The 26,996-nt window shown below is 67.1% G+C and carries 17 protein-coding genes and 2 pseudogenes; 12 read left to right on the top strand and 7 right to left on the bottom strand.

Features of this window, described 5'->3' with window-relative positions:
• A partial coding sequence (locus A6A27_RS27805; RefSeq protein ID WP_073837594.1) for an NUDIX domain-containing protein occupies positions 1-453 on the bottom strand: 453 nt, incomplete at its 3' end.
• A gap of 24 nt (positions 454-477) precedes the next feature.
• Positions 478-1,230 (bottom strand): XRE family transcriptional regulator, encoded by a 753-nt coding sequence (locus A6A27_RS27800; protein ID WP_241825495.1) that lies wholly within the window; start codon positions 1,228-1,230, stop codon positions 478-480.
• Here A6A27_RS27800 and A6A27_RS44530 point away from each other — a divergent pair.
• Both A6A27_RS44530 and A6A27_RS27795 read left to right on the top strand, forming a co-directional pair.
• Entirely contained in the window at positions 1,229-1,381 is a 153-nt protein-coding gene (locus A6A27_RS44530) for a hypothetical protein (protein ID WP_158074085.1), read from the top strand. The two genes, A6A27_RS27800 and A6A27_RS44530, sit on opposite strands and share 2 nt — an antisense overlap.
• Before the next feature lie 3 nt (positions 1,382-1,384).
• Positions 1,385-2,386, top strand: a complete 1,002-nt coding sequence (locus A6A27_RS27795; protein WP_143194220.1) for an FtsK/SpoIIIE domain-containing protein — start codon at positions 1,385-1,387, stop codon at positions 2,384-2,386.
• Here the strand turns inward: A6A27_RS27795 and A6A27_RS27790 are convergent.
• Together A6A27_RS27790 and A6A27_RS27785 are read right to left on the bottom strand one after the other, a co-directional pair.
• Entirely contained in the window at positions 2,271-3,206 is a 936-nt protein-coding gene (locus tag A6A27_RS27790; protein WP_073837593.1) for a replication-relaxation family protein, read from the bottom strand. The genes A6A27_RS27795 and A6A27_RS27790 overlap by 116 nt on opposite strands.
• A 1,990-nt stretch (positions 3,207-5,196) precedes the next feature.
• The gene (locus A6A27_RS27785) at positions 5,197-5,871 is read right to left on the bottom strand and encodes a hypothetical protein (RefSeq protein ID WP_073837592.1); all 675 of its coding nucleotides are present in this window, start codon (positions 5,869-5,871) and stop codon (positions 5,197-5,199) included.
• A gap of 173 nt (positions 5,872-6,044) precedes the next feature.
• Here A6A27_RS27785 and A6A27_RS27780 point away from each other — a divergent pair, with 173 nt between their 5' ends.
• The 9 genes and pseudogenes from A6A27_RS27780 (at position 6,045) to A6A27_RS27745 (ending at position 21,994) form a co-directional block, all read left to right on the top strand.
• A complete protein-coding gene (locus A6A27_RS27780; protein ID WP_073837591.1) occupies positions 6,045-7,256 on the top strand; it encodes a HupE/UreJ family protein in 1,212 nt (403 codons plus the stop codon).
• A gap of 127 nt (positions 7,257-7,383) precedes the next feature.
• Positions 7,384-8,958, top strand: coding sequence for a purple acid phosphatase family protein (locus tag A6A27_RS27775; protein ID WP_083672931.1), 1,575 nt, complete (start codon positions 7,384-7,386; stop codon positions 8,956-8,958).
• Between the two features lie 97 nt (positions 8,959-9,055).
• Positions 9,056-10,114 (top strand): WxL protein peptidoglycan domain-containing protein, encoded by a 1,059-nt coding sequence (locus tag A6A27_RS27770; RefSeq protein WP_073837590.1) that lies wholly within the window; start codon positions 9,056-9,058, stop codon positions 10,112-10,114.
• A 310-nt stretch (positions 10,115-10,424) separates the two neighbouring features.
• A pseudogene (locus A6A27_RS47210) lies at positions 10,425-10,625 on the top strand (hypothetical protein); the annotation flags it as partial.
• A 113-nt stretch (positions 10,626-10,738) separates the two neighbouring features.
• On the top strand, positions 10,739-10,846 hold the full coding sequence (locus A6A27_RS47205; RefSeq protein WP_338013314.1) for a hypothetical protein: 108 nt from the start codon (positions 10,739-10,741) through the stop codon (positions 10,844-10,846).
• A gap of 32 nt (positions 10,847-10,878) precedes the next feature.
• Positions 10,879-11,151 carry a helix-turn-helix domain-containing protein gene (locus tag A6A27_RS27760; protein ID WP_240033225.1) on the top strand — a complete coding sequence of 91 codons (273 nt, stop codon included), beginning with the start codon at positions 10,879-10,881 and terminating at the stop codon, positions 11,149-11,151.
• Between the two features lie 266 nt (positions 11,152-11,417).
• Entirely contained in the window at positions 11,418-12,584 is a 1,167-nt protein-coding gene (locus A6A27_RS27755; RefSeq protein ID WP_143194219.1) for an ATP-binding protein, read from the top strand.
• A gap of 281 nt (positions 12,585-12,865) precedes the next feature.
• Entirely contained in the window at positions 12,866-21,529 is an 8,664-nt protein-coding gene (locus A6A27_RS27750) for a golvesin C-terminal-like domain-containing protein (protein ID WP_158074084.1), read from the top strand.
• A gap of 6 nt (positions 21,530-21,535) precedes the next feature.
• Positions 21,536-21,994, top strand: coding sequence for a WapI family immunity protein (locus A6A27_RS27745; RefSeq protein WP_073837598.1), 459 nt, complete (start codon positions 21,536-21,538; stop codon positions 21,992-21,994).
• A gap of 270 nt (positions 21,995-22,264) precedes the next feature.
• Here the strand turns inward: A6A27_RS27745 and A6A27_RS47735 are convergent.
• The 3 genes and pseudogenes from A6A27_RS47735 to A6A27_RS27730 all read right to left on the bottom strand — a co-directional run.
• Positions 22,265-22,956, bottom strand: a pseudogene (locus tag A6A27_RS47735) (transposase); the annotation flags it as partial.
• A 544-nt stretch (positions 22,957-23,500) separates the two neighbouring features.
• Entirely contained in the window at positions 23,501-24,721 is a 1,221-nt protein-coding gene (locus tag A6A27_RS27735) for an erythromycin esterase family protein (RefSeq protein WP_158074083.1), read from the bottom strand.
• 304 nt (positions 24,722-25,025) lie between these two features.
• Entirely contained in the window at positions 25,026-25,529 is a 504-nt protein-coding gene (locus A6A27_RS27730) for a hypothetical protein (RefSeq protein ID WP_073837585.1), read from the bottom strand.
• Positions 25,530-25,873: 344 nt separating this feature from the next.
• Between A6A27_RS27730 and A6A27_RS27725 the strand changes: the two genes are divergently transcribed.
• A complete protein-coding gene (locus tag A6A27_RS27725) occupies positions 25,874-26,941 on the top strand; it encodes a nucleoside hydrolase (RefSeq protein ID WP_073837584.1) in 1,068 nt (355 codons plus the stop codon).
• Positions 26,942-26,996 lie beyond the last annotated feature (55 nt).

The following is a 26,996-nucleotide window of genomic DNA, read 5'->3' as shown; positions in this document are numbered from 1 at the left end:
TTGGACAGCCCTTAACGAAGGGCCGAGGCTAGCCCTTATCGCGGTGCAGAGCCGTCGTACAAGCCGGGCAGGAACGTGAGTTTGGAGTTCGGTTTCGGCAACGAACCGCCATTCGGCAAGTTCGTCGGCTTGAAGGGTGATCTCGGCGAGCGTGGCCTCAGCCAGCACCCCGCCGTCAAAGACGAAGAGCATCTTGTCACCTTCGCCGCTGGCGGGTGCCCAGTCGATGACGAGGTGTCGCCCGAGAGGCGGGGTGATGCCGAGTTCTTCCTTCACTTCGCGTATCGCAGCTGCCCGTGGGGACTCGCCGGGCTCGACGTATCCGCCGGGGATGTCCCAGTGGTCCTTGTACGTCGGCCGGACGAGCATCACTCGCCCGGCCGCATCGCTGAACAGGGCGCCGGCAGCCACGCGGGGCCGAGCCATCGGGGGTGTTGTCTGCGCCTCGGTCACCTCGGCAGCGTATGCCGGGTCTCGTTAGTCGAGCACCTTGAGTCGCTTGGCGAGGTCTACCAGGCTGGTGGATGGCTTGGTGCGCTGTTGGCGGATCCAGGTCAGGACGAGTTGTCGGCTGAGGAAGTGGTAGCGCACCTGCTCGGGAGCGATCTGTTCTGCCTCAAGCAGCATGGTTAAGGCGTCGTCGGTGCGATTCCAGGTGCTCAAGGCGCGGGCGACTTCCAGGGCGTGCCTCACCCGTCGCTCGGTCGGGAGTGCTGAGGTGTCGACGCGGGGGCCGAGGTCAATAGCGACCTGCACATCACCCAGCTCGGCGGCGGTAGCTACGCGATGGATGGCAACGTTGGTGGGTCCGAATGCGGTCCAGACGTGGTTGGCGTCTCGTCCGAGTCGCCGAGCGGCATCATCGGCCGCCGTGAGGAAGGTGCGGGTGGTGCCCGCGTCGTTGGCCCGTGCTGCCGCCATTGATCCAGCGAGGAACAAGGTTCCGTAGGTGGACAGCAGCTCGGGAGTGGGACGGCTCAGCGCGCTTTCCAGATGACCGGCGGCCTGGTCGGTGAGCTGGACCGCTTCGACGAACCGGCCGGTTGACAGCAGCGCGTGTGTGACCGAGCGGAACAGCGAGCCCGTTACGACGGGATCTCCGGTCTGCCGCGCCGCGGCGAGTCCTCGGTCAGCGGCGATCCACGCTAGCTCTGCCTCGCCAGCCCCGCACGTCTCCGACCGGACCGACCTTCGGGCGGTGCTGGGTCGTGGCCGGTGGCTGCCGACCATGGCCCGCCACGTCCCCGCCCCGGAGTCGGGGCCGGTCGACCTGGCCGCGTTGATGCCGGTCCGCCCGGCGGTCCGCCGCCGCGTCGTGCGCCGTCGTCCCGGCGCTCCGGGTCAGGGCTCGCTGTTCGCCGCCGCCGTGGGGGAGGGCTGAGCCATGCCGCTGGTCAACGTGATCCGGGGTGACCGGATCGATCCCGCCCCGATCAACATCCGGACTCCGATCATCCGCATCCCGATGTGGCTGGCGCTGACCTGGTGGACCGTCAAGGGCTTCTGCCGGCTCGTCTGGCTGCTGCTGCGCTTCTGGTACGTCACCACCCCGGCGGTGGTCTTCGGCTGGCTGTATCTGCGGTTCGGCTGGGCTGGTCCGGTCGGGCTCGTCGCCTCGGTGGCCGCCGTCGCCGCCGGCTGGGGCTTCGGTCACCGGCCGTCGTTCCTGCGGTTCGGGTGGTGGCCGGTCCTGTCCTGCTACCGGCGCTGGGTCTACCGCCGTAAGTGGTTGGCGGCGATGGTCACCGCGAAGCTGGCGATCTCCTTCGACGGGCACACCGTCCTGCCGATCCTCAAGGGTGTCCGCTGCGGTGCCGGCGTGGACGTGGTGGCGGTGCGGATGGTCAGCGGCCAGATCCCCGACGACTTCGCCCGTGTCTCCGAGAGGTTGGCGCACACCTTCGGCGTCCGGCAGATCAAAGCATCGCCTGGCAAGCGCACCGATCTGGTGCTGCTGACCCTGTTCCGCGGTGACCCCCTCGCCCGCGTCGTCCGGCCCCTGCCGGTGCCCGCAGTGCCGGAGTTCACCGCCCTGCCGGTCGGGCGGCAGGAGGACGGCGACGGGTACGGGCTGCGGCTGTTCGGCACCCAGGTCCTGGTCGTGGGCGCCACCGGCTCCGGGAAGGGCTCGGTCATCTGGTCCGTGGTCCGCTCCCTCGCCGCCGGCACCACCTCCAGCCTCGTCCAACTCTGGGGTCTCGACCCGAAGGGTGGGATGGAGCTGGGCACCCGGGCCCGCGCATGCCGGGACGAGCGGGCGAGCAGCTGGCTTAACCTTTCGGTGGCTCGGACCGGCGGTATGCGGCGAAGGGGCGGCCGAACGCGTCGGGCATGTGGTCGGCGTGTTGCAGGTATGGCAGCGCGACAGCGAGGTCGGCCAGGGTAAGGAGGCCGTGGTGGCCGTGGAGCCACCACAGCGGCCCCGCGGGGCCGACGGCAGCCCGCGTGGCGTGATCGCGGCTCGCGGTGGCCACGGGCGCCCACTGGGTCTGCTCGGCCAGACGCTGGTGCAGGTGGTGGGCTCGGTCGGCGGAGTGCAGCCAGAAGAGCACCGGCCAGCGGGGGCCGCCGTAGCGGACCATCCGGTGGTAGCCGTCGAGTTTGCGGACGAGTTCGGTCAGTGGTTCGGTGCCGGTGTCGTACTCGAGGAAGAACGGCACCTGCAGGTCCGCGGCGTGCCAGATGCCGTGGCCGTCCGGGCGTATCGGAGCAGGGCCGGTCTGTAGCTCGACGCTGGAGTCGGGGCCGGCGAAGACACCGACGTCCCCGCACCGCGATTCCGACCACCACCGTCGCAGGTCATGGTCGGGGTGGGTGCGGGCGTAGCCGGCGAGGTCGGTGAAGAACTGGTTGACGCCTATCCGATGTTGCAGCACGCGAGCGACGGTCCAACGGCGGCGTCGGGCCTTCGTTTGGCTAGGCCGTGGTGGCGGCTGGTCGCGGTGCACGGCGGTGATCTCAGCGCCGAGCTGATCGAGGACGTAGTGGTACGGGTAGGAGCCGCCATCGGTCTTGAGGGGGCGAAACCGGTCGACGACGCCGACCTCGAGCAGCCGGCGCAGCCGGCGTTGGGCGAAGTCCAACGACGGGAACAGGGCGTGGGCGATCTGCGGCGTGGTCAGCACGCCGTGGTCGGCCAGCCAACCGAGCAGGACGTGGTCGCGGACGGTCAGTGTGGATTGGGCACGAAGCACCTGATCGGACATGGTCTGTGTCTCCTACTGGGGTGAGGGGGAGACCGGGAAGGTCTCTCTGAGCTGAGGCAGGTTCGGTCAGCGGCGGCGTGTGCTGCGGTGACACGGGTGGGCGGGGTCCATTCCCGGGTCAGGTTCAAGGGCGACCCAGCAACGGAGGCCAGCACCGACGCCAACACGGACCCCGGCACGGGTCACCGGACCGCTCGACCCGCCACCGGCCGGGAGAGCCAACGCGCGTGGCCGGCCCCGGGACAGACCGACGCCCCAGGCGCGCAATGGCATCCGGGCTCCGGGAGCGCACCGACGCGCTGCCGACACCGCGTCTCCCGGCTACGGTGCGGCGGCTGATCCCAGCCTCCTTGCTGGCATACGCCCCACTGCTGCGGGTTCGAGGGCTCGCGCCTGCGCCCGGGCGACGCGCCCGGCCGTCGCGGCCACACGCCCTGGGGCCGCCGCCACCAGGGACCAACGCCACCGCATCCCCTACCGCGCTCCCATCTACAAACCGCCGTTTGTGTGCTCTGGCGAACGCCTGCCGAACTCACAAGCACTCACAGCGGCCGCAGCACCGTGCGGACCAACGCCCAGTTGGATCTCCCATCGGCGGTCCAATCAGGGCTGTGAGTACGAGCGGACGCCGTACCGGGCCACGCAAGGAGAGGCATCTCGCACGGGGCTGACACGAACTCACCGGTCGCATCGCGGCGCTCACAGCCACCCACAGCGGCTCACAGAGACTTACAGCGGCTCACACGCCCACTAGCCTGTCCGGCGGCGGCGACGCGGACATGGCAGCGGCTCCTGGGCAGCGACAGGCGACAGCTACTGCGACGACCTCGGCGCGCTCGCCGGCACAACTCCGCTCGCCGTGGCATCGTGTCGGCAGCCACGCCTGTCGTCAGGCGTCATCCCATGGCGGAGCCCAGAACACGCCCGCTGCGGGCATAGCCCGGGACCCGTCATGTCACGGCGAGAATGGCAACGACGCGTGTCAATGGACATCGGGGTGATGACATGCCGGCGCCGGCCACAGGCCACGACGCCGCCTGGACGAGGTCACCGGCCGCGTGTCCGGACACGCCCATGGTCGCAATCGAGGTCCAGCGGAGAGTGTCAAATTGACATCGAGGTGCCTGGACGTGGCCAAGGTGGCCACGCCGCTAATGCCCACGCCGCGACGGGCCGGTGTCCGCGACGGCCGTCGACATGGTCTGGCCGATGTTCGAGGTGCCGAATGTCATCGATGCCGATCGTTGACATGAGCGTCCGGCATCGCTGCTGAGCAGGGTTGTGGCATCCTCACCGACGTGCCTCACGGTCCAATGGCGTACCGGCGGTCACGTGGACACACCCCCGCGCTGGCAATGGCCACCACCAGCGCCGCACCAAGCGTCGGTCACCCGGCACGCACGTCAACGCCCGGTGGCCACGACCGTGTCCACTCCGCCGTGGACGTGTCCCACGGTGCTGCCATGGTGCCGATCCATCGACGGGGAGTGTCACGCGCACGCCGCCACTGGTCACGGGCCGAGTGGAATATTCTCGGCGCGGTCGCATGTCCGTGGTCACGGCACCTCTGACACGAAGCATGACATCGCACCATCATCGAGTCGACAGGCATCACAGTGGCCGCAATCGTCGCCACCGCTGCACCGACACGAACGGTCCAGTGCCGGGTGCCGGCCTGCCCTCCAGGGATGAGACCCGAACGAGCAGCTTTGTGAGTCGCCGTGAGCATCTGTGAGTGGCGGAGAGCGGGGCGGGCGTTCGCCAGAGCACACAAACGTGGGTTTGAGAGTGTCAGCACACGGCCTGCGGCGGCGCGGAGCCGGCATCCAGATGAACGAGCACCCGCCGGACCACGACGACCCTGTCCGCGCTTCTGCTGATCAGGATGCCAACAGCCGTGTAACGGGAGCCCGTTACGCACGGTTCTGTGGGAGCCCGGGGGTGCAATTCCCCCGGGCGACCCGACCCAGGGGCTGGCAGCTCCTAGCGTCTAGTCCAGCCAGATGACGATGCCGGTCAGGCGGTTGAGTACGGCCGCGACGCCGGCCCGGACAGCGCGGCCGGCGCGCTCGGGGGTGAAGGTGGCGGGGTCATACGTTGAAGACATGCCGAGTCCCTCGCCGCGGAACGACGCACCCGTCCAGTCGGCGGCCGTGACGTTCGCGGTGGGTTCGGCCAGTTCGGCGCCGACCACGAGGAACTGCTGGTCGAGGTGGTGGGGTGTGACGAGGGCCATCGGGTCGACAAGGTCGTTGCCAGCGCTGATGATGAGATCGGGCGCCAGGTCGATCGCTTTACTGATCTGCGGAATGAACTGATCGGGCTCAGTGGCGGTGATGGTTTTGAGGCTGGCCTGCTCGTCCTCGGCCCACTGCGTCACGGCGTTCACCAGCGTCCTGGTCTGCGGGTCTTCCCCTGCGGTGAGCAGCACCACCCGGTAGCCCTTCGACGGACGGACCCCGTCCCAGGAGCCGGGCCGCGGCGTGATGGTCGCCTCCGGGGCGGGCGGTGCGGCCGGGTCGAAGAACCCCGGGCCGAGAGTGCCGACGGCGGTGGGCTTCGGGTGCGGCCGGGACCAGTCATCGCCGGAGCTGCATCCGGTGATCAGTACGGCGGTCGCTACTGCCGCGGCCAGCGTGCCGGCGGGCAGAAGGCGGGAGCGCATGGAGACCGTCCTCGAGGTGGCGTAGGTGCGCCCTACTTCCTACCCCATGGTCGGCCGTTTGCGAATGCGCAGGCCAGCTAGGTCGGGCGGGTTTCGTCGCTGGTTTGCGCGCAGGCTGCCGTTCGTTCATCTGAGCCGAGCAGATTTCGGTCGCCAACCCGAAGAGGAGTCACATGCCCCACGCCGCTCGATGGCGCGCTGGTGTCGTCGTTGCGGCCCTAGCCGTCGGCGTCCTGCTCAGTGCCGCACCCGCCCTTGCCCACGGCTTCAGCTCGACCGCGTACGTCAACCTCACCTCGCCCGAGACCGGGCACGTCCGCGCCGAGCTCGGGCTGGAGTACGACCTGCTCGTCGTCTCCGCCGCCGACTACGAGAAGGATGATCAGCTCTTCCGGGCGGGCACCACGGCGTTCGAGGACGGCGATGCGGCGGAACAGGCCGCCGCGCTCGACGCCCACGCCGACACGGTGGTCGCGTACGTGACCGAGCGTTTCGGCGTCACGACCGACGGCACGGCGTGCACCCCGGTCCGCGACGGCGACTTCACCGTCGAGAAACGCGAGGCTGTCCCGTACGCGTTGCTGGTTCTGGACTACCGGTGTCCGGAGTCAGCGGGAGCGCACGAGGTCCGCAGCGGGCTGTTCCCGGACTCCGAGGGCTATGTGCGCGACACCAAGACGATCGTCACCTACGACCTCGACCTGAAGTCGGGAAGCACCGCCCTCGACGCGAAGCATCGGTCGTTCTCCACGCAACAGTCCTGGTCCGAGCGGTTCTGGGAGTTCTTCCGGCTCGGAGCCGAGCACCTGCTCACCGGGCTCGACCACATTCTGTTCCTGCTGGCGCTCATCGTGGGGTCCCGCCGCCTGCGTGAGATCGTGCTGGCGGCGACGTCCTTTACGCTGGCCCACTCGGTGACCTTCATCCTGGCCGCCCTCGGCCTCGTTCAGCTGCCCGCGTCGTTCGTCGAGCCCGTCATCGCCCTGTCGATCGCGGCCGTCGCCGGTTGGCATCTGTGGCGGATCTGGCGGCGCCGGTCGCACGCCACGGATCTCGAGGCGGCCGGTCACAGCCACCTCAGTCTGGACCGTGCGGGCTGGGCCCGGCTCGCGGTGGTGTTCGGTTTCGGCCTCGTACACGGACTCGGCTTCGCCGCGGCACTCGGGATCGACCAGGCCTTCTCGTGGACGCTGCTGTGGTCGCTGCTCGTCTTCAACGTGGGCATCGAGGTCGTCCAGCTGACGATCATCGTGGTCGTCTTCCCGCTGCTCGCCCTACTGCGCCGCCACACCCCGACCGCAGGGGTGTGGACGACCGGGGCGATCGCTGCGGCGGTGGCCGTAATGGGCCTGGTGTGGTTCGTGCAGCGGGTCGTCGGAATCTGATTGCCCGGGACAACTTCCACCGGGCGCAACAGTCCGCCTGCCCGAGGTTCACCTGGTAGACACCGGTTTCCGCGAGCTTGACCAAAGGCTTTTCAACACTCCCTCGAATCAGAACGGATGGAATCTGATGAGGCTCGATTGGACACAAGGCCGCGGGGTTGCGCGCCGCCGGATGGCCGGGGGCGCCAGCGCGGCGGTCCTCGGCGTCGCCGCGGTGCTCGGCAGCGGCCTGACGACGGCGGCCCACGCGGCCGATGTCGCGGCACCCACCGGCATCGTCCTCGGCGTAGGCGCCAGCGAATCGCAGCGCGTCGTGTCGTGGTACTCCTCGACCGGCACCCCGCAGACGGTCGAGGTCGCGCCGGCTTCCCAGCTCGTCAACGGCGAGTTCCCCGCGAACGCCGTCACCTTCTCGGCCAGCGTCGCCGCGAACAGCGTCAACGGCGGCTACAACGGCCACGCCACGATCGACAGCCTGCAGGAGAACACCACGTACTCCTACCGGGTCGGCGCGGCGGGCGGCTGGTCCCCGACGTACTCCTTCAAGACCCAGGCCTTCAAGGGCGACTTCGACTTCCTGTTCTTCGGCGACCCGCAAATCGGCTCGTCCGGCAACGTGGCCAAGGACGGTGAGGGGTGGCAGGACACGCTGAAGGTCGCCGCCGCTGCCAACCCGAACGCCGAGCTGCTGGTCTCCGGTGGTGACCAGGTCGAGACCGCCAACACCGAGACGCAGTGGAACGCCTTCCTCGCGCCCGACGAGCTGCGTCAGTACCCGTGGGCCGCCACCATCGGCAACCACGACGTCGGCGGCAAGGCCTACGAGCAGCACTTCTGGACCCCGAACACCGACCGTTCCACGCCGTTCTACAACGGCAGCGCGACGACCCGGTCCGGCGGTGACTACTGGTACATCTACAAGGGCGTCCTGTTCATCGACCTCAACAGCAACGCCTACGCCAACGGCTCGGACGAGGCGCACATCGGCTACATCACCGACGTGATCAAGGCGCACGGCGCCGACGCCAAGTACACGGTGCTCGTCTACCACCACGCGATCTACTCGCCGGCCGCCCACGCGAACGACAGCGACAACAAGAAGCGCCGTCAGGACTTCCCGACCGCCTTCTCCAAGCTCGGCGTCGACCTGGTCCTGCAGGGTCACGACCACAGCTACTCCCGTAGCTACGCGCTCAAGAACGGTCAGAAGTCGCACCCGGATGAGCAGCCCGGCGCCGAGCAGGTGGCCCAGGGCCCGGGGGGCGTCATCTACGTGACGGCGAACTCCGCGTCAGGTTCGAAGTACTACGACCTCACCGCTCCCGTCCCGGGCTCAGACTTCGGCCCCGACCCGCTGAACCCCGCCAGCCACTACGCCAACTCGGTGGAGAACCAGGAGCACGTCCGCACCTACGTGAAGGTCCAGGTGCGCGACAACAAGCTCGTCGTCGAGAACATCCGCAGCAGCACCTGCGACGGGCCCAACGCCGCCGTGGAGCTGGGCAAGGTGAAGTGGTGCGGCCCGAACAACGGCACCAGCCCCGCTCAGCCGGTCGGATCCACCGCCGACAAGGTGGTCATCCACCCGTACCGCGGCAAGGGCTGGGACAAGCGGGCCGACATGGCCCAGACGACCCCGGCCGCGTGGGTTGAGCAGACGACCGCGGGTGGCACCGGGACCACGCTCACCGCGCTGAGCTGATCCGGTCCGCTCCACCCGGTGGGGTGGGCACCGTCGGGTGCCCACCCCACCGCACGTGTCCCATCCCGCCGCTCCCAGACCGTCCGAGGATCATCAGATGCACCTGCCCAAACCCCGTACGACCGCAGCAGTCCTCGCCCAGGCCACTGCCGTGATGCTGCTCGCCGCGTTCGGCCTCCTCACGGTGGGGACCGGACCCGCCGCCGCGGCGGACGGCGACGTCTCCTGGGCGGTCAGGACGCCCTCCAACAACTTCGGGTCCGGCCGGCAGAACTACACCTACACCCTCAACCCCGGCGGACAGCTCAAGGACGGTCTCGTCGTCGTCAACCACGGTGCCACGCCGCTCAACCTGGCCCTGTACGCCGCCGACGGGTTCACCACCAAGGAGGGCCAGCTCGACCTGGTCACCCCGGACGCGAAGTCGACAGGGATCGGTGCGTGGGTCCACACCGATCGCCCCGACGTGACGGTCGGGCCCGGCCAGTCGGTTGAGGTGCCCTTCCAGCTCACCCTTCCAGACAACGCCGCGCCCGGCGACTACCTGGGCGGCGTCGTCACCTCGCTGACGCAGGCCAGCAAAGCGGATGGGACGAATGTGGCCCGGCGGGTGGGCATACGGATCCGCCTGCGGGTGGGTGGAGCGCTCAAGCCGAGCCTGTCAGTGGAGGATCTGCAGGTGCGCTACTCGGGCACGCCCAATCCGTTCGGAAAGGGTGACGCCACCGTCACGTACACGATCCGCAACACGGGCAACGCCATCGTCACCGCTCGGCAGGCAGTGTCCATCTCCGGCCCATTCGGGGGCCTGAACGTCCGCGCGGCGCAGATCGAGGACTCGCCCCCGCTGCTCCCAGGTGACATCTGGAAGGTCTCCGTGCCGGTACCAGGAGTGGCTCCCGCGGTGAAGCTGACGGGGACCGTCACCCTCGTCCCACTGCTCACCGACGCGTCGGGCTCGATCGCGCCGCTCGCCACCGTCGAGGCCACGACGCACGCCTGGGCCCTCCCCTGGCTACTGCTGCTCCTTCTCGCAGTCATCTCCGGGCTCCTCGTCGTCACGGCTCTGGTTCCTCGCCGCTGGCGGGCCAAGCTCCGCGAGAACGTCCCAATCCACAAGCCCGCCGAACATTCGGTGTCTCCACTTGATGCCTGACACTCCAACGAACTGTTGGTGGGAGGGCAGGCAAGCATTGGTCTACGGATCAGAAGTAGCCAGAAGGGGACAGAGTGCAATCATTCACCGCGGTCCGGGTTCCGGGCGCGTCGTCCAGCCGCGTTGGTGCTGGTCCGCGCGGCGCCTACGTTGGGTGGCACGGCGATGAGTGGCCGGCAGGGGCGCGAATCCAGGAGTCGCGCCGTGAGTCCGTCCGGCATCGGAACATCGGAGCGCCCCTGGAGCACCCCCGGCCGCAGGCGCCGCCCGCTGTACCTTGCCCCTGGCTTCCGCTTTTCGCCCTCCGTTCGTGCTCCACGTCCCTATAACGCTGGCGTTATTCGTGGGCTATAGTGGGTGTGTGAGCGAGTGGGAGGTCAGCCTCACCGAAGACGTCGAGGACTGGCTGCTCAACCTGGCCAAGTCTGACCCCGACTCCGCCAACCAGGTCGCTGCGGCCATAGATCTGCTCGCCGCCGAGGGCCCGGCGCTTGGTCGACCGTTCGTCGACCAAGTCAAGGGCTCGAACTACAAGAACATGAAGGAGTTGCGGCCAGGATCGGCAGGGGAACCGAGATCCGCATCCTGTTCGCCTTCGACCCCCAGCGGGAAGCCATCCTGCTGGTGGCGGGTGACAAAAGCGGCAACTGGAAGGGCTGGTACGAAACCAGCATTCTCGAAGCCGACAAGAAGTTCGCCGACCATCTGCGAGAGCTGAAGGGACAGCACTGATGGCGCGTAGCTGGCGGGATGTCCGCTCTCGCATGAACCTCGACGAGGCCAAGGTTGAGCAGCACAAGGAGCGCATGCGCGGCGAGGTACGCGCAGCGCGACTGCGTGAGATGCGCGAGAAGCGCGGCCTGACTCAGCAGCAGGTTGCCGACCGCATGAACGTTTCGCAACCGCGTGTCGCCGCCATCGAGAGTGGCGAACTGCCGAAGGCTGAGGTCGGCACGGTTGCCCGGTACATCGCTGCCCTTGGTGGCAAGGCTGAGTTCGTTGCCGAGTTCGATGGCGAACGTGTAACCCTCAGCTGATGTTTGGGGCATGAGGGCGCCTTCTGTCGTTGCGCTCATGTTTGTCGTGCACGTCGCGAGACCTCGGCTGATGCCGGGGCTTTGCCGTTTGAACGGGAACCTGACTGCGGCATCGGTCTCGCCCGCCGCCGGCGAGTCCGCCGTTCACGGCGATGCATTGCGAGCCCGCGCTGTCGGCCCTGGGCCCGTCGGCATCATGAACGAGTTCGCCTTCCTCGCCAACACCTGGCGCAACGCCGTCAAGCCCGAACCTTATCGACCAAGCGATGCTCGATCGGGTGCCCGAGCTGTCGTATGCGGCACCATCTGGACCTGTTGTCGTGCCGGCGATGCCGGCCGTCCAGGCGCGGCCCGCGCTCGGCTGGGCCGTGCCGCAGGAGCTTCCGGCAAGCCTGGTCACCTTCGCCGCCCGTGGCGGTGAGACCGCCGATGTCGTCGCCGCCCTGCGCGGTCCGGCACCCGCTGCGGTGATCGTCACCGGCCCGGCGGGCAGCGGCAAGAGCACCCTGGCAGTCCGCGCCGCCCACCAGATAGCCTCCGACTTTCCGGACGGGCAGGTCTTCGTTGACCTCGGCCACCGCACCGCGGTGACTCCGGGTGAGGTGCTGGCCCGGGTGCTGCGCGCATTGGGCGTCGCCCGCACCGACGTGCCCGAGGACGGCGACGAGCGGGCTGGCTGGTTCCGTTCCCTGGTCGCCGGGCGCCGGCTGCTGGTTGTTGTTGACGGCGTCACGAGGGCGGCCCAGGTGCGACCGTTGATTCCCGCCGGTCCAGGACCCGCCCTGATCTCCATCGGTTCGCGGAACCTACGCAACCTGGATGGCATCCGGCGGGTAGCACTGCGGGCGCTGGGTGCTGCCCCAGGGTTGACGGCCGATGAAGCGGCCACGGCGGAGCTGGTCCGACTGTGCGCCGGCTCGGTGCTGGCATTGCGGATCGCCGGCGCCCGTCTGGCGGGCTGGCCCGCCATGTCGGTGGCCGCTCTGGTCGCCGAACTGGGCGACGACCGCCACCGGCTTGATCTGCTCGATGACGGGGATCTGTCGGTGCGGGCCAGCCTGGCCAGCACCGTCGCCGCTGTCCGTGGCGAGGACGAGATGACCGGGCAGCCTCTGGAACTGCTTGGCGTTCACCCGGATGCGTCAGGGCTGGTGGACCGGGCCGCCGCCCAGCTCGGGGTCAGCAATCAACGAATCCGGCGGGCGTTGGACAGCCTCGTCGACGCCCACCTGCTTCTCCCGGACGGGCCCGCTGGCTATCAACTGCCGGCGCTGGTTCGTGAGTACGTCACCGAGCTGGCCGCTGTGCCGTCCGCGCCAATGGCTGTCTTGCGGGCGATCGAATCGACCCGGTCGCGGTCTGCGTGGCGGGATCTCGGCTGGCAGGAACTTGTTTCCCTGGTCGCGGTGGCGCCGGTCAACGCTCTGCTGTGACCTAGCCCGCAACGTATGTGCGGGAGCTTTGCGGGGCCGAACGTGAACCGCGGATCGCCAGACGCTCGAGGTTCGCTGGACGGACGTGCACCCTGACCAAACCGTATGCCTCGCCGCGCCCTCAGCAGGAAATGTTGCCGGTCTATGTCGGTACGTATATCGATCATCGTTAACGTTCACTCGTCGTGTCTCTATGGGACCGGAGGGTGATGGTGAAGAGACGATCGCGAGGCCTCCTGATCGGGGGGCTGGCAGTGGTCATGGTGGCCACGCTGGGCGGGATGGAGGTCCTACCGGACCGCAGCCCCGACCGTACTGACCGAGCTGCGGACACCAGCAACGCGGACAGCGGACTGATCGCCCGCCTCGGCGACGCAGCCCGCGCGCTGGTCGATGGCGGTCCGGGCCGGGCGAAGCCGGAGGTGATCAGCGCCGGGCTGGCGCAGAGTGAGAAGCCACCGGCGGCGAGGAAGTGGCCGGCGCAAAAACGGGTCCGGGAGGTGCCCGGCAAGCGAACCGCCAACGGCAGGGTGTATGAGCTGTCCGACGGGCGGCTGCAGGCGGAGATCTCGGCGGTGCCGGTGCACTACCGGGACGCCGAGGGCCGCTGGCAGCCGATCGACACGCGGGTGCGGCCGTCGGGCCGTGACGGCTATGTGCAGGAGAGCTCCACCAACAGTTTCACCAGCCTCTTCGGCGGGCGTAGCGACAACCTGGTGCGCTTCGAGCAGGACGGCCGCGCCGTCCAGCTGGGCCTCACCGGCGGCGGAAAGACCGCCACCCCGAAGGTCGACGGTTCGACCGTGACGTACGCCGGACTGGCCGGCGGCGCGGACCTGGTGTACGACGTCACCTCGACCGCGCTGAAGGAGAAGATCGTGCTGCACCGGGCCCCGTCGGGGCCGGTGTCGTACACCTTCACCCTCGACAGCCAGGGCTTGGTCGCGCGGCAGCGGGGCGACGGGTCGATCGCGTTCGTCCGCCCGGACGGCGGCGACCCGGTCTTTACCATGCCGGCGCCGTTCATGTACGACGCCAAGGCCGACAAGTCCTCCCCGCTGGGCTACGTCTGGAGTGACCAGGTCACCCAACGGGTGCAGCAGATGTACGGGCAGACCACGATCACCGTCTCCGCCGACACGGCGTGGCTGGCCGACCCGGCCCGCGTCTACCCGGTAGTGATCGACCCCACCATCAAGATCCAGCCGGTGCCCGCCGACGCGCAGGACACCCAGATCTACAAGGGCAACCCGACCCACATCTACCAGAACGACGACTCCCACTACCAGCTGCGGGTCGGCACCGACTCCACGAACCCGTGGCGCTCGCTGGTCAAGTTCAACGTCGGCTCGATCCCAGGCAACACCACGATCGACGACGCCCAGCTGCAGATGTACTACGACCAGACCTTCCACAAGTACGAGTACGACGTGCCGATCGAGGCACGGCGGATCACGGCGAACTGGAACGAGGACACCGCCACCTGGAACAACACGGCCGGCAACATCGACACCGCGGTCGGCGGCAACTTCGTGACCCTCGACAACGGCCTCGCCGGCACCGCGGCCAAGGGCACCTGGACCGCCTCCACCAGCACCCTCACCCAATACGCCGTCAACGGCAACTACCAGGTGAACAGCGACCCCACCACCGGCGACACCTACACCTGGACCCCGACCCTGACCGAGGCTGGCGACTACAAGGTCGAGGTGCACTACGTCGGCTACTCCGACCGCGCGAGCAACGCCCCGTACACCGTGCACTACAAGGGCGGGGTCAGCCAGCCGATCCTGGTGGACCAGCGCACCCCGAGCAGCAAGGGCAGGTGGGTCACCCTCGGCACGTTCCCGTTCGACGCCGGCACCACCGGCAAGGTCGTCCTCGGCGATGTGGCGAACAAGCCGGTCATCGCCGACGCCGTGCGGTTCAGCAAGTACGGCGCCACCAAGGACGCCGCCCGCTCCAGCACCTGGATGTCCTTCCCCGTGCGAAACCTGGTGCAGCAGTGGGTCAACGGCACACCCAACTACGGCGTGATGCTCAAGGCCAAGGACGAGGCCACCCTCAACCGCGGCGGCCCGATCTTCGAGGCCTCCGAGTACGCGTACATGAACGACCGGCGCGACTACAACCTGCCGAAGCTCGTGGTCACCTACGGCCGGCCGGGCGTGACAGTGAACCCGCCGACCACGATCACCTCGACCGGCGCCGTGCTGGACTGGCCGGCATACGCGGACCCGGACAAGACCGCCGGGACCGGCGACGACATCGTCGAGTACCAGGTGCACCGCAGCCCGCACCAGCTCTACACGCCGAGCGCCGCGACGCTGATCGCACCGGTCTCGTCGAGCACCCGCTCGTTCCAGGACACCACCGCGACGCCGACACCTGCCGACAAGACCAACCCGATGGACCGGCAGTTCTACTACTACATGGTGGCGGTCAAGACCGCCGACGGGCAGCTCATCGCCGGCCCGACGGTCCCCGCCATGCTGCCCAAGGCCGGCCAGATCACCAAAATCTTCCGAACCGGCGTCACCGACACCACCCTGTCGGGGACGTTGAAGACCACCAACCTCAACGTCTACGACGGAGACCCGTACATCGGTGTCGGCAACAACTCCGGCACCTACGGCGTCACCCGCGGGGTGGTGAAGTGGTCCAGCCTGGCCGGAGCATTCCCGGCCGGCGTCCAGATCACCGACGCGCAGCTGCGCATGTGGGCCGTGTCCCTACAGCCAGGCACGGACATGAGCCAGTACGTCGACGTCTACAAGCTCACCCGCGGCTTCACCGAGACAACGGCGACCTGGAACACCTACAACGGCACGAACGCGTGGACCACGCCGGGCGGTGACTACGACACCTCGTGGAAAGCCGGCTTCAACGGCTTCACCAACGACCCCGAGTGGGAAACCTGGGACGTCACCACCCCGGTCAAGAGCTGGGTCACCACCCCCAGCAGCAATCACGGCCTGCTGCTGCGCATGCGCGACGAGGTCAACCAGAACGCCCGAGCGATGATGCTCGCCTCCGAGGCCGAAGACTCGATGTTCGAGCCGACACTCGAGGTCACCTACCTGGAACAGACCCCCGAATCGACCTACTACGCCGCGAAGACCCCGACCAACCTGGCCCCGGCGGCCACCTACACCACCCCGGTGTCAGTGTCGAACCCAACTCAGGCGGCCTGGAAGACCACCGACTGGGAGCTGGCCTACCAGTGGACCCGGGCCAACGGCGAGCCGGTCGACGAGCCCGGCGCGGTGGTGGCCACGCCGCTGCCGGCCGACATTCCGGCCGGCGGCACGGTTGACCTGACCGCGCGGGTCAAAACGCCGGCCAGCACCACCGAGGGCAACAAACGCACCGACTACGTGCTCAACTGGGAGCTACGCAACAAGCTGACCGGCCAGGGGCTGTCCAAGACCGCGCCGATCGGACCGCTCGCGCAGAACGTGGCGGTGGTGGAGCCGACCTCCGACCAGCTAGGCCTGGAGAAGTTCTACTCGTACGCGGGGAAGAACACCGGTGCCGGCGGCACGTTGATGAACAACCTGTACTCCGGCAACACCGTCTGGTCGTACAACGCCTTCAGCAACCCATCCCGCGGCCTATCCACCTTCGTCCGGCTGGCCTACAACTCCCTCGACACGAGTGACACCGTCGCCGGCTACGGATGGTCGCTGCAGGCCTCTTCGCTGATGCGCCTGGGCAGCCCCCTCGACTTCCACCCCAACCCGAACCCCACCAAGATCACCCTCACCGACGGCGACGGCACCAGCCACTGGTTCACCTGGGACACGGCCACCTCGACGTGGAAGAGCCCCAAGGGCGTGCACCTCTACCTGGAAAAGATCACCACCTCGGACTGCAAGCCCAACACCCAGGCGCCCAAGGCCTGGCGGCTCACCAAGCCGGACCGCACACAGTTCTGGTACGACTGCGAAGGCTTCCTCACCAGCACGGTGGACAACAACGGCAACGAGATGGTGTTCACCTACGAGGAGCGCAAGTCCAACAACAAGCCGACCAAGTTCCTCAAGTACATCACCGACCCGACCGGCCGGCGCACCCTGACCATCGACTACTACACCAAGGGCCAGACCTACGACTACATCAACGACACCACCTGGAACCGGGTGACCAGTGCCACGAACCTGACCAACCCGAAGATCATCGACCACGTCAAGCAGGTCACCGACATCTCGGGCCGCAAGCTCACCTTCACCTACACAGACAAGGGCCTGCTCGGTGAACTGGTCGACGGGTACGGCTCCAGCGGCACCATGGGCGCGCCGAAGGTGTTCAAGTTCGCCTACGACATGACCCAGGGAAACAAGAACGTCAAGCTGGTCAAGGTCACCGACCCGCGGAACCACTCCACGGAGGTGGAGTACAACTACCCGCAGGCCGGCGACGACCCGAAGTGGCACTGGACCACCAAGTCGTACAAGGACCGGAAGCTAAACCTGACGCAGTTCGCGTACCGGGACCCTGACGCCACGGATGACATCGAGACCACGGTCACCGATGCTGAGAACCACGCCACCACGTACCTGATGGACGGCTACGGACGGCCCACCGAGACCACCAACGCCAAGAACCAGAAGACCAGGTTGGAGTGGGACGACGATCACAACGTCACCCTGCTCGAGGAAGGCACCGAAGCGAACAAGGCGACATCCACCTGGAAGTACGACCCCAAGACCGGCTACCCGACCGTGATCAAGGACGCCGAAGCGGTCGCCAACGGCTGGCTCGGTACCCGGCTGACCTACCAGTACCAGCTCAACGGATACGTCGCCGAACTGACGGAGAAGATCAGCTCGGAGAACCGGAAGTGGACCTTCGGCTACACCAGCGAAGGCGACCTGCAGTGGGTGGTCGACCCGGTCGGCAACAGCACGCCCGAGCAGGACGACTACAAAACCGTCTACACGTACGACGAGTTCGGGCAGATGCGGACGGCGAAGAACGCCAGAGGCTTCACCACCCACTACGACGAATTCGACGCCAACGGCTACCCGAAGGTCATCAGCGACGCCAAGCAGAAGTCGACCATATTCACCTACGACGAGCGTGGCCAGGTGAAGACGGTCACCGACGCCTACGAAAAGGTGACGTCGCAGGAGTACGACACGTTCGGCCGCCCACGTGAGAACCGGGTCCCGAAGGACCAGGACGGCGGCGACTTTATCGTCACGCCAGCGCCGAAGTACGACGAGAACGACAACGTCCTAGAGTCGTACGCGCCGAACGGCGCTATCACCATCGCCCAGTACGACGCGGCCGACCAGCTGGAGTACACGCTCGCACCGGTCGACGAGGAGGGCGACCCGCAGCGGAAGACATCCTTCACCTACGACAAGGTCGGCAACCTGAAGACCACCACGGAGCCGAAGGGCAACCTGACGCCGGAGGTGGACGGTGACTACGTCACCACGAACGAGTATGACGAGATCTACCAGCTGACCAGTGCCACGAACGCCAAGGGACACAAGATCTCGTACGAGTACGACAACGTCGGCAACCTCCGGAAGGTCATCGACCCGCGCAAGAACGCCACCGCCGACACCGGCGACTACACCACCCTGTACGAGTACGACAAGGCCCACCGGGTCACCAAGGTCACCGACGCTCTCGGCAAGTTCACCACCACTACGTATGACCGCGACAGCGTGGTGACTGCCACGACCGATCAGCTTGGCAACACCACCGAGATCATCCCGGACCCGCTGGGCAGGCCGAAGCAGGTCAAGGTGCCGCACAAGAACGACAACGGCACCATCAGCTACCGCACTACGGAGTACAAGTACGACGAGGTTGGCAACCAGACCAAGGTGATCAGCCCCCGCGGCACCGTCACCCCCGACCCGGACGACTTCACCACCGAAACCGTCTACGACGAGCTGGACCGGGTGAAGGAGACCCGCACCGCGTACGACGGCAACGACGCCCGCTACAACACCGCGGACGTCACCACCTACGAGTACGACGACGTCGGAAGGCTGGCCACCGTCAGCATGCCGCCGTCGGCCGGTGAGTCCGTCCGCAACGACACCGTCTACAGCTACTTCGACAACGGATGGACGAAGACCAGCCGCGACCCGTGGGACATCCTCACCACGTACGACTACAACAAACTGGGCGCCCAGACGAAGCGGACGCTCACCCCGGCCGGCGAGGACCCCGAAGAGGGGTTGTCCAACCGGACCATGACCTGGTCGTACTTCCTCGACGGCAAGCTGGCGACCCGCTCCGACAGCGGCGTGCCCGTCGGCCGGCAGGTGGTGTTGGTCGACAACTCCGATTTCAACAACACCGCCGCCACCGGCACCTGGGCCACTGCCACTGCCGCAGAGGACAAGTACGGCCACACCTACGCCACCCGGCCAGCCGGGACTGGTGCGAACACCTTCACCTGGCAGCTGAACGTGCCGCAGGGCGGCACATACGAGGTGTTTGCCCGCTACCCGACCATCTCCGGCGCCGCGACCGACGCGAAGTACACGGTCAACCACGGCGGCGGAGACACGGTGAAGACGGTCAACCAGAGCACCAACACCGGCACCTGGGTCAGCCTCGGCTCGTACAGCTTCACCGAAGGCAACACCCACAAGGTGTCACTGTCCGACCAGGCCACCGGGACGGTTATCGCGGACGCAGTGAAGCTGGTCCGGGACAACACCGGCGAGGCCGACAACGAAAAGGCCGACTACACCTACCGATACGACCCGAACGGCAACCTCAAGACCATCACCGACTCGTCACCCCACGCCCGAGCCGACACCTTCAGCATCGACTACACCGACCTGAACCAGGTACAGACAGTCACCGAGAGCAAGTCGGGGACCGAGAAGAACACCACCACCACCTTCACCTACAACGAGAACAGCGCGCCGCTGACCACCACCCACGACAAGCAGTACGCCAGCTACGGCTACGACGAGCGTGACCTGGTGTCGACGGTGGTCAACGGCAAATCCGCCACCGACCCGGACAAGAAGACCACCACCTTCACCTACACAGACCGTAGCGAGAAGCTGAAGGAGACCAAGGGCAACAGCAACACCGTCGACTACACCTACTACCTCGACGGGCTGCTGAACACCCAGATCGAGAAGAAGTCGAACGGGACGTTGGTGTCGGAACACACCTACGCCTACGACCTGAACGGCAACCGCACCCGTGACGACGCCAAGAAGATGAACGCCGACAACCACTCGGCGTACCTCAACACCACCAGTGACTACACCTACGACCCGCGGGATCGCCTGGCCACCCTGACCAAGACCGGGGATGGCGCGGGCACCGAAACCTACATCCACGACGCGAACAACAACGTCATCGACCAGACCATCAAGAGCGTCAGGACGACCTTTAACTACGACCGGAACCGGCTCCTCACCGCCAGCACGGCGGGTGCGACCTCCTCGTACAACTACGACCCGTTCGGGCGCCTCGACACCGTGACCGCAGCCGGCACCGTGATCGAGCGGAACGTCTACGACGGCTTCGACCACATCATCGAAAACCGCAAGAACAACGGCACCAGCACCACCACGACTAAGTACACGTACGACCCGCTGGACCGGACCGCCACCAAGACGACCGACGACGGTGGCGCGAAGGAGAGAACCACCACCTTCAACTACCTGGGCCTGTCGAGCGAGGTGCTAGACGAGGAGGTTGCCGGCAAGATCACCAAGTCGTACCAGTACTCGCCGTGGGGCCAGCGCCTGTCCCAGGTGACGCACAAGGACGACGGCACCGAGGAGAAGGCGTACTACGGGTATGACAAGCACACCGACGTCGAGCAGCTGACCGACGACACGGGCGACACCAAGGCCACCTACGGCTACACCGCGTACGGCAAGAACGACGAGGCCCTGTTCACTGGCATCGACAAGCCGGATGCGGCCGACCTCACCAAGGAGCCCTACAACGTCTACCGGTTCAATGCCAAGCGGTGGGACCAGAATTCCCAGTCCTACGACATGGGATTCCGTGACTACAGCCCCGGCCTGAACCGGTTCCTCTCTCGGGACACCTACAACGGCGCACTGGCCGACATGAACCTCGGCCTCAACCCCTTCACGGGCAACCGCTACGCCTTCGGTGGCGGCAACCCCATTAGCATGATCGAGCACGACGGCCACATCCCTTGCGAAGGGGCCTACTCCTGTAGCGGAGACTCCTCCCCGGCCGCGCAGCAATACACGGGCCGAACCGAAGACGGTCGTCCGTACCCGGACACGTCCAAGGGCGAGCACTGGACGCCCGAGTACTTCTCCGAGTTCTTCTACGGCACACACATCACCAACGCCCAGCAGGATCACGCGGTCTTTACCGACATGTGCGAGAAGGTCGGTGAAGGATGCGAAGGGCTCGACAACAGGGCACCCGGAGTCAACTGGGGACACGTTGCCGAAGGCGCCATAGCCCTCCTCATAATCGCGGTCGCTCCGGAGTGTCTCGCTGTTGCGGTAGCCTGCGGTACAGCGATAGCCGAGGGAACAGTCAGCTTCTATGGATATGGAGGCGGGGGAGTCGGCGGCGCACCCGCTGGCGCCGCAGGTACGACAGGTAGGGCCGCTGGTGGAGTTGCGGCCGCGGATGCAGCGACCGGCTGGGTCTTGCCGGCTGCAGGTGGAGGTGCAAAGATCTCTGGGCGTTGGTACACCGAGCACGCCCTAGAGAGAATGGCGCCGAATACGCCGGAGGTCATGGCCTTGCTTGAGCAACGTGCCATGGCTCGCGCTAAAGCAGCAGGGCTTCGACCGGGGACCGCGGAGTTCGGCGTGTGGTGGGGTAAGAATGGTCCTTCGCCTCGGAATATCCCGCCCAGCGTGGTGGAGGCTGAAATTGCCAATCCGGGTTCCACGGGAATTAGGGTCATCACTAATGATAAGGGCGATGTTGTCACCGTATATCCGAGGTGATTGCTGATGCGCCAGCCTGAACAAAGGGCCGAGGTGCTGATTGGAGATCGGGACAGCTCCTACCTCCTGATCCGAGCCCTGGGTCGCCTTCACCCCGGTGCGAGCGACTATTGGGATGGGAACTGGCTCATTACTCCAGTAACCATTAGCGTTGACAGCTTTACGGGAGAGGTTGGTGCGTCCATTCGTGCGGAGGAGCTAAGGGGTTTACGAGAGGGACTGGAACGGCTGAATCATGACCTCGAAGGAGAGGCTGTACTGGAGTCGATGGAAGGATGGCTTTCCTTGGTCTTCCGTATGAAGGCTGGAGGGCGAATCGATATATCGGGCCAGGCTTGCGATCGCCCTGGCGGCCGCAATAGGTTGTGCTTTGTCATCGACGGACTCGATCAGACGAACCTGCCTTCGATCATCGACTCTCTGGAGTTGGTTGAAACTCGTTTTCCAGTTCTTGCAGCGCCTTGAGGTTCCTTGCGAACGGCAATAATACCGTCTGCGTTGAGTAATATTTCGCGTCAGTGATGATTGTGCCCCGGTCCTGTGCCCGGGGCACAATCATTAAGGCAAACAGCTAACCTCGATGATTCGCGCCTGACGCCGGCTCCTTCGGCCCGGCACTCCTGATCGCTGTTGATCGATATTGTGTGGTTCCGGGCATGGTGGTGGGCCGTCTGTCGCGGCGGTGGGCGTGGTCTCCTGGGGTCCTCCGGGTTGTTGGGGCAGCGGCTGTGTTGGTCAGCCGGGGGCGGGGATGGTCGTGATCTGGTTGAACGCGGTGGTGATCTGTTCGGCCCAGGGCCAGGTGGCGGGGATGCGTAGCCAGCGGCGGCGTTGGCCGTGCACGAGGCGGGCGGCGGTGTGCAGGATCCGGTCGCGCAGTCGTTTCGGTTCGGCTTTGGCCAGGTCGCCGTCGAGGCCGATGAGCTGCAGCCAGGCGATCAGGTCGACGGCGATCGCGGCGGCGGTGCACCAGGCGGCGTTGATGGCGAACTCGCGGGAGGGTAGCCGGCGCAGGCCGGTGTCCTTGGCGCAGCGGATCCGGTCCTCGACCCGGGCGTGGGCCCGGTGGCGGGCCTCCAACCACTGCAAGACACCTACCGCGGTGTTGGTGACGAACGCGGTGTAGCGCCAACCGTCCCGGTCTTCGAACAGGGTCAGTTGGGCGCCCGGGTGGGGGCGTTCCCGCCGGACGATGACCGCATTCCGGCCGGCCAGCCGGGCAGGGGCAGCAGGCCGGTCAGTTCGGCGACGGCGGCGCCGTCGCGCACACCGCCGTCGGCGTCGATCGCCGGCGACCACGCCTGGGCGGGCAGGGCGGTGATGGCGACGCGTTCGGCCTCGCCGATCGACCAGCCGAGGGAGTACTCCACCCGCCGGCCGCGCTTGTTGTCCTGCTCGTGGAGCCGGTCGAGCACCGCGTGCCGAGCCCTGCCGGCGCAGCAGCTCCACCAGCTGGGGCGTGAGGTACAGGGTTCGCCGGGAGCGCCGCGTCTTGAGTTCGCTGACCACCAAGCAGGTTCGCGGGCCAGCTGCTGCATTGCGCTCCTTGATCCGCTTGACGCTGTGCGACACCAGCAGCGTGCCGGCCGTCCAGTCAAGGCGGCCCGCAAGCGGGCCGCGCCGGCCGCGCTCGGCCTGCTGGCGGCGCAAGCGCCGGCATCGGCCGGCGCGCCGGCCGATTGCAGACTGCCCCAGTACCCGGAACGTTGCCTCCGGCGGGGATCTTCGACAGAGATGGGCTTGAGGCAGAGCGGTATGTGCAGAGGTGTTGTCCTCAGCGATCTTCCGGCCAGTTCAAAGCAGCGCGATCTGACCGGCCAGTTCGGGCGGACCGGACAGCACTGCGCGGAGCTTGTTGATTTGCGGGAACTCACTTCTCCTGCCTCGACCCATAGGCTCGCTTTCGCGAGGCCGTGCGGGGCCCTTGAGGTGCCGCCGCCGGTGACCGGCGGCGGCACCTTGCCGTGGTGGTCAGGCTGGTTGTGCGGGAGTCACCTCCTGGCGGTGGACGATCACGTCGAACCACTGGCGCAGGGTGCCACCGTCCATGAACGCATCCGGGCCGCCGTCGGGTAGGCCACGGGTCTTGATGGGGGCGTCCAGCCAGTTACGGACCGGCGGCGGGGCGGCCGTGTGCAGGTCCAGCGTGAACTGGCCGACGCCGACCCTGCCGAGGGGTTGCTCGAACCAGCCCGCCGCGGGTGGTGGCATGGGAGCCATGGTGCCGAAGGCATTCACGGTGCCGTGGTCGAAGGTGAAGCCAATTGACCGGTACTTTTGGCCGTACCAGCGTCGCAGGTGCGAACCCGCGCTCGGGAAGCGCTTGTCCGTCTGGCCTGGTGCGCCCATGCGTAGCTGCGGGGCGTTGGCGGTGTGCGGGCTCGCCGCCCAGTAGGCGATCTTGTCACCGCTGAACTCGCGCCACCACCTCAGGTTCTCGGCCGCGTGAGCGTCCCGGTAAACGAGGGCATCATCGGCTGACAGGTTGTAGTGCTCGTAGAACGAGACGATCTGCCTGGCGTTGTGCAGCGCCAGCGCGTGAGCACGGTCCCCCGGCTGGTGCGGCAGGCGAGCGACCAGGTCGTACACCTCGTGGGCTTGGCGGATGTACGGCTCCTTGTCCGGCTCCGCCTGGTACTTCTGGAAGTGCTCCAAAACAGTCGAGCCGGGAGCGGGATGGATCTTGCCCAGGTGGCTGCGCAGCTCCGGCAGCCGCTGGGCAGCGGCACGGGCGACATAGGCGTCGACCGCGTCGTATGCCTCGAGCCACGTCCAGTAGTACTCGACACCGACGAAATGCACCTTGTCGGAACGGCCGGCGTTGAAGTCACGCAGCCACCGCAGCACATCCGCGACCTCACGCGTCTGCCACTGGGGGCCCAGCCGGGCCATCACCGTGTCCAGATCACCTTGGCCGAAACGGATGTACTCGTTGACGACGGGCCCGGTCGTCCACTGTTCCTCCCAGGCAATCGAGCGGAAACCCATCCGCTCGACCAGGAAACGCAAGGCCCGATGCTTGAGTCTGGTCTCCTCTGCCGTCCCGTGCATCGACTCGCCCAACCCGACGATCTCCGCATCGCCGACCGACCGCCCAACGGGCGCCAGGTCGTCGAGCGCAGCAGCGGGGTCGATGCTGCTCAGCGTCGCGGCGTTGTGCCTGACCCAGCCGGTCACCGGCTGCTCGGGCACTGGCTGCGCCCGACCCCGAATCTGAGCGTGCGCAGCGAGCCCGACCGGGAGCACCACAACGGCGGCTACAGCTGCGGTTAGCAGCCGTAGCGGCCAATCCCCGAACCGTTTGCGCTGATTCATCAAGATCTCCCTTTCTTCGGCCAACGGAGCCACGGTCGTTGTTGCCATCCACGTGCGGATCCCCAGGGGCGGCGCACGAGATGCGCTCCGGGCTAGGACCAGCTGCCCTTGACCTGGCGTCGGGCGACAGTCACGCCCACACCCGGGCACCACTGCCTGCCCGTCGTTGCAGGCTGAAGGATCACGCTGTGATTTCGGCGCCGCGGCCGTCCCGCAGAAGGGCTAGGAGTTGTTTCGTGGGTCCGGGCAGTTCCACTTCTGCGAGGCCGGTGATGCTGTCCCTCAGCGGCAGCGGCTGATCGACCAGGAGTGTGTCCCTGGAAAGGAGCCGGGCGGGCACCAGTGTGTCGAGTTCGGCCTCACTCAACGCCGGTCCGCCGAGTGCGCAGAGGGCGTCTCCTTGGAGGCGGATGCGCCCCCGGAGCCCTACGTTGCCGCCGGCGAGCGCGATGACGCGTTCGATGGTCCAGGTGTCGAGAGCTATGCGGTTGTCGTAGGTCGTGTTCGCTCCCCCAGCGACAGCGGAAGCAGCGGTGATGGTGGCGGCATTGATGAGGGTGACGTGCGCCAGAATCTGGTCCGCGTTCCACTCGCCGGCCGGCGGGCTCCGGTGGCCGGAGTCCGCCACTGCGGCCGCAGCATCCAGCAGCGCACGGTAGGCGTGCCGGAGCGCGGTAGTGTCCATTGCGTCCTTTTCCTTTCTTCAGTCGTGCGCCCAGTGAACGCTGCCGGCGCTTTGAGGCCCGCGATACACCGTGCCATCCGGCCGCTTCAGATTGCCTTCCAGCAGGGTCCCGGGCCTTCGGGTGATGCCGGCGCCATCGGTCCGCTCGGCGTTTCCTGATCAGGAAAACAAGCAGATGGTCGCAAGGACCGCCGCCCCGCGCTGCGCGGCCTTCCCGCGAGGTCCGGGCCCCAGCAGCAGTAGCCCCACCGGAGGTACAGGCCAGGCCCGCTGAAGGCCATCTGAAGCAGCCGTACGGGACACTCCTTCCGGGTCCAACCAGCCGACTGATACGAGGAGCAACGATGAGGCTGACACGGCGATCGGCGCTGGGTGTCCTGGGGTCGGCGGTCCTCGGCGGAAGTCTGGGCCATGCGGCGGCGTCGGAGGCCGCACCCGCGTCGATTCCCGATGACCAGCCGGTTCCGGTGATCTACGACAGCGACATGGACTTCGATGACGCCTCGACATTGGCTTACCTCTGCGAGGAGCACAAGCTCGGACGGATCGATCTCCGCGCCGTCACCGTGGCCAACAACGGATTCGGCCATCCCGAGCGGACCCTCCGGCATGCGCGCAGCGTGCTGGAGCAGTGCGGTCTCCCGCAGGTACCGGTCGCCGAAGGAGCGACCGATGCCGGTGTCCATCCCGCCCCTCCCGAGCTGGTGGCGACGATCGAGAACGTGTTGACCGGGGCGTTGGGCGATGCGTCACTGCCCCGGTACCGAGCGCCCATGTCGGCGCCCGACCTGATCTGCCGCACTGTGTTGGATTCCGCGCGGCCCGTCACCGTCGTGGCCACCGGCCCGCTGACCAATCTGGCCGCCGCGCTTTGCGTTCCGCGTGTCGCGGCGCGGATCGGCCGCATACAGATCATGGGCGGTGCCCTGGAGGTCCCGGGCAACCTGTACGGCTCGGCACTTCCCGGGTTCGACAACTCGCAGGAATTCAATATGTGGCTCGATCCCGTCTCGGCCCGCACCGTGCTCCGCAAGGCTCTTTCCAGCAGCGTGTATCTGGTCCCGCTGGACGCCACCGCGTCCGTACCCATCACGCGGACGTTTATCGCCCGGCTTGCCGCGAATCAGGACGCACCTGGTGCCCGCCTGGCGTACCGTATTGCCAGTCAGCCGGACCTGCTCGCGCTGATCGACCTGGGCATCATGTACTGGTGGGACGCCGCGGCGGCGGTTGCCCTGGTCCACGAGGAACTCGCGCCGTTCCGCGACGCGCGCGTGGACGTGGTCCAGGACGGCGTGCAGTCGGGCCGGACGATGGTCTCCCCGGCCGGCAGCCGGGTCCATGCGGCTTTCGACGTCAACACCGAGGCGTTCGAGCAGCGGTTCCTCGACTCGCTCAACGGCCGCCCCTGACCACGTCGCCCTCGTCCGCGACGGCCGACCCGAGTGTCGTCCGCAGGTGAACTGC

It is taken from the genome of Micromonospora sp. CB01531 (genome assembly GCF_001905095.1).
Classification (GTDB): Bacteria; Actinomycetota; Actinomycetes; order Mycobacteriales; family Micromonosporaceae; genus Micromonospora.
This window is presented reverse-complemented; position numbering and strand designations above follow the sequence as displayed.

Coding starts and splice junctions, on each gene's coding strand:
- A6A27_RS27800 (WP_241825495.1), bottom strand. CDS start 1,230: ATGGTCGGCAGCCACCGGCCACGACCCAGCACCGCCCGAAGGTCGGTC.
- A6A27_RS27795 (WP_143194220.1), top strand. CDS start 1,385: ATGCCGCTGGTCAACGTGATCCGGGGTGACCGGATCGATCCCGCCCCG.
- A6A27_RS27770 (WP_073837590.1), top strand. CDS start 9,056: ATGCACCTGCCCAAACCCCGTACGACCGCAGCAGTCCTCGCCCAGGCC.
- A6A27_RS44530 (WP_158074085.1), top strand. CDS start 1,229: ATGGCCCGCCACGTCCCCGCCCCGGAGTCGGGGCCGGTCGACCTGGCC.
- A6A27_RS27790 (WP_073837593.1), bottom strand. CDS start 3,206: ATGTCCGATCAGGTGCTTCGTGCCCAATCCACACTGACCGTCCGCGAC.
- A6A27_RS27785 (WP_073837592.1), bottom strand. CDS start 5,871: ATGCGCTCCCGCCTTCTGCCCGCCGGCACGCTGGCCGCGGCAGTAGCG.
- A6A27_RS27775 (WP_083672931.1), top strand. CDS start 7,384: ATGAGGCTCGATTGGACACAAGGCCGCGGGGTTGCGCGCCGCCGGATG.
- A6A27_RS27730 (WP_073837585.1), bottom strand. CDS start 25,529: ATGGACACTACCGCGCTCCGGCACGCCTACCGTGCGCTGCTGGATGCT.
- A6A27_RS27750 (WP_158074084.1), top strand. CDS start 12,866: ATGGAGGTCCTACCGGACCGCAGCCCCGACCGTACTGACCGAGCTGCG.
- A6A27_RS27780 (WP_073837591.1), top strand. CDS start 6,045: ATGCCCCACGCCGCTCGATGGCGCGCTGGTGTCGTCGTTGCGGCCCTA.
- A6A27_RS27760 (WP_240033225.1), top strand. CDS start 10,879: ATGAACCTCGACGAGGCCAAGGTTGAGCAGCACAAGGAGCGCATGCGC.
- A6A27_RS27745 (WP_073837598.1), top strand. CDS start 21,536: ATGCGCCAGCCTGAACAAAGGGCCGAGGTGCTGATTGGAGATCGGGAC.
- A6A27_RS27725 (WP_073837584.1), top strand. CDS start 25,874: ATGAGGCTGACACGGCGATCGGCGCTGGGTGTCCTGGGGTCGGCGGTC.
- A6A27_RS27755 (WP_143194219.1), top strand. CDS start 11,418: ATGCTCGATCGGGTGCCCGAGCTGTCGTATGCGGCACCATCTGGACCT.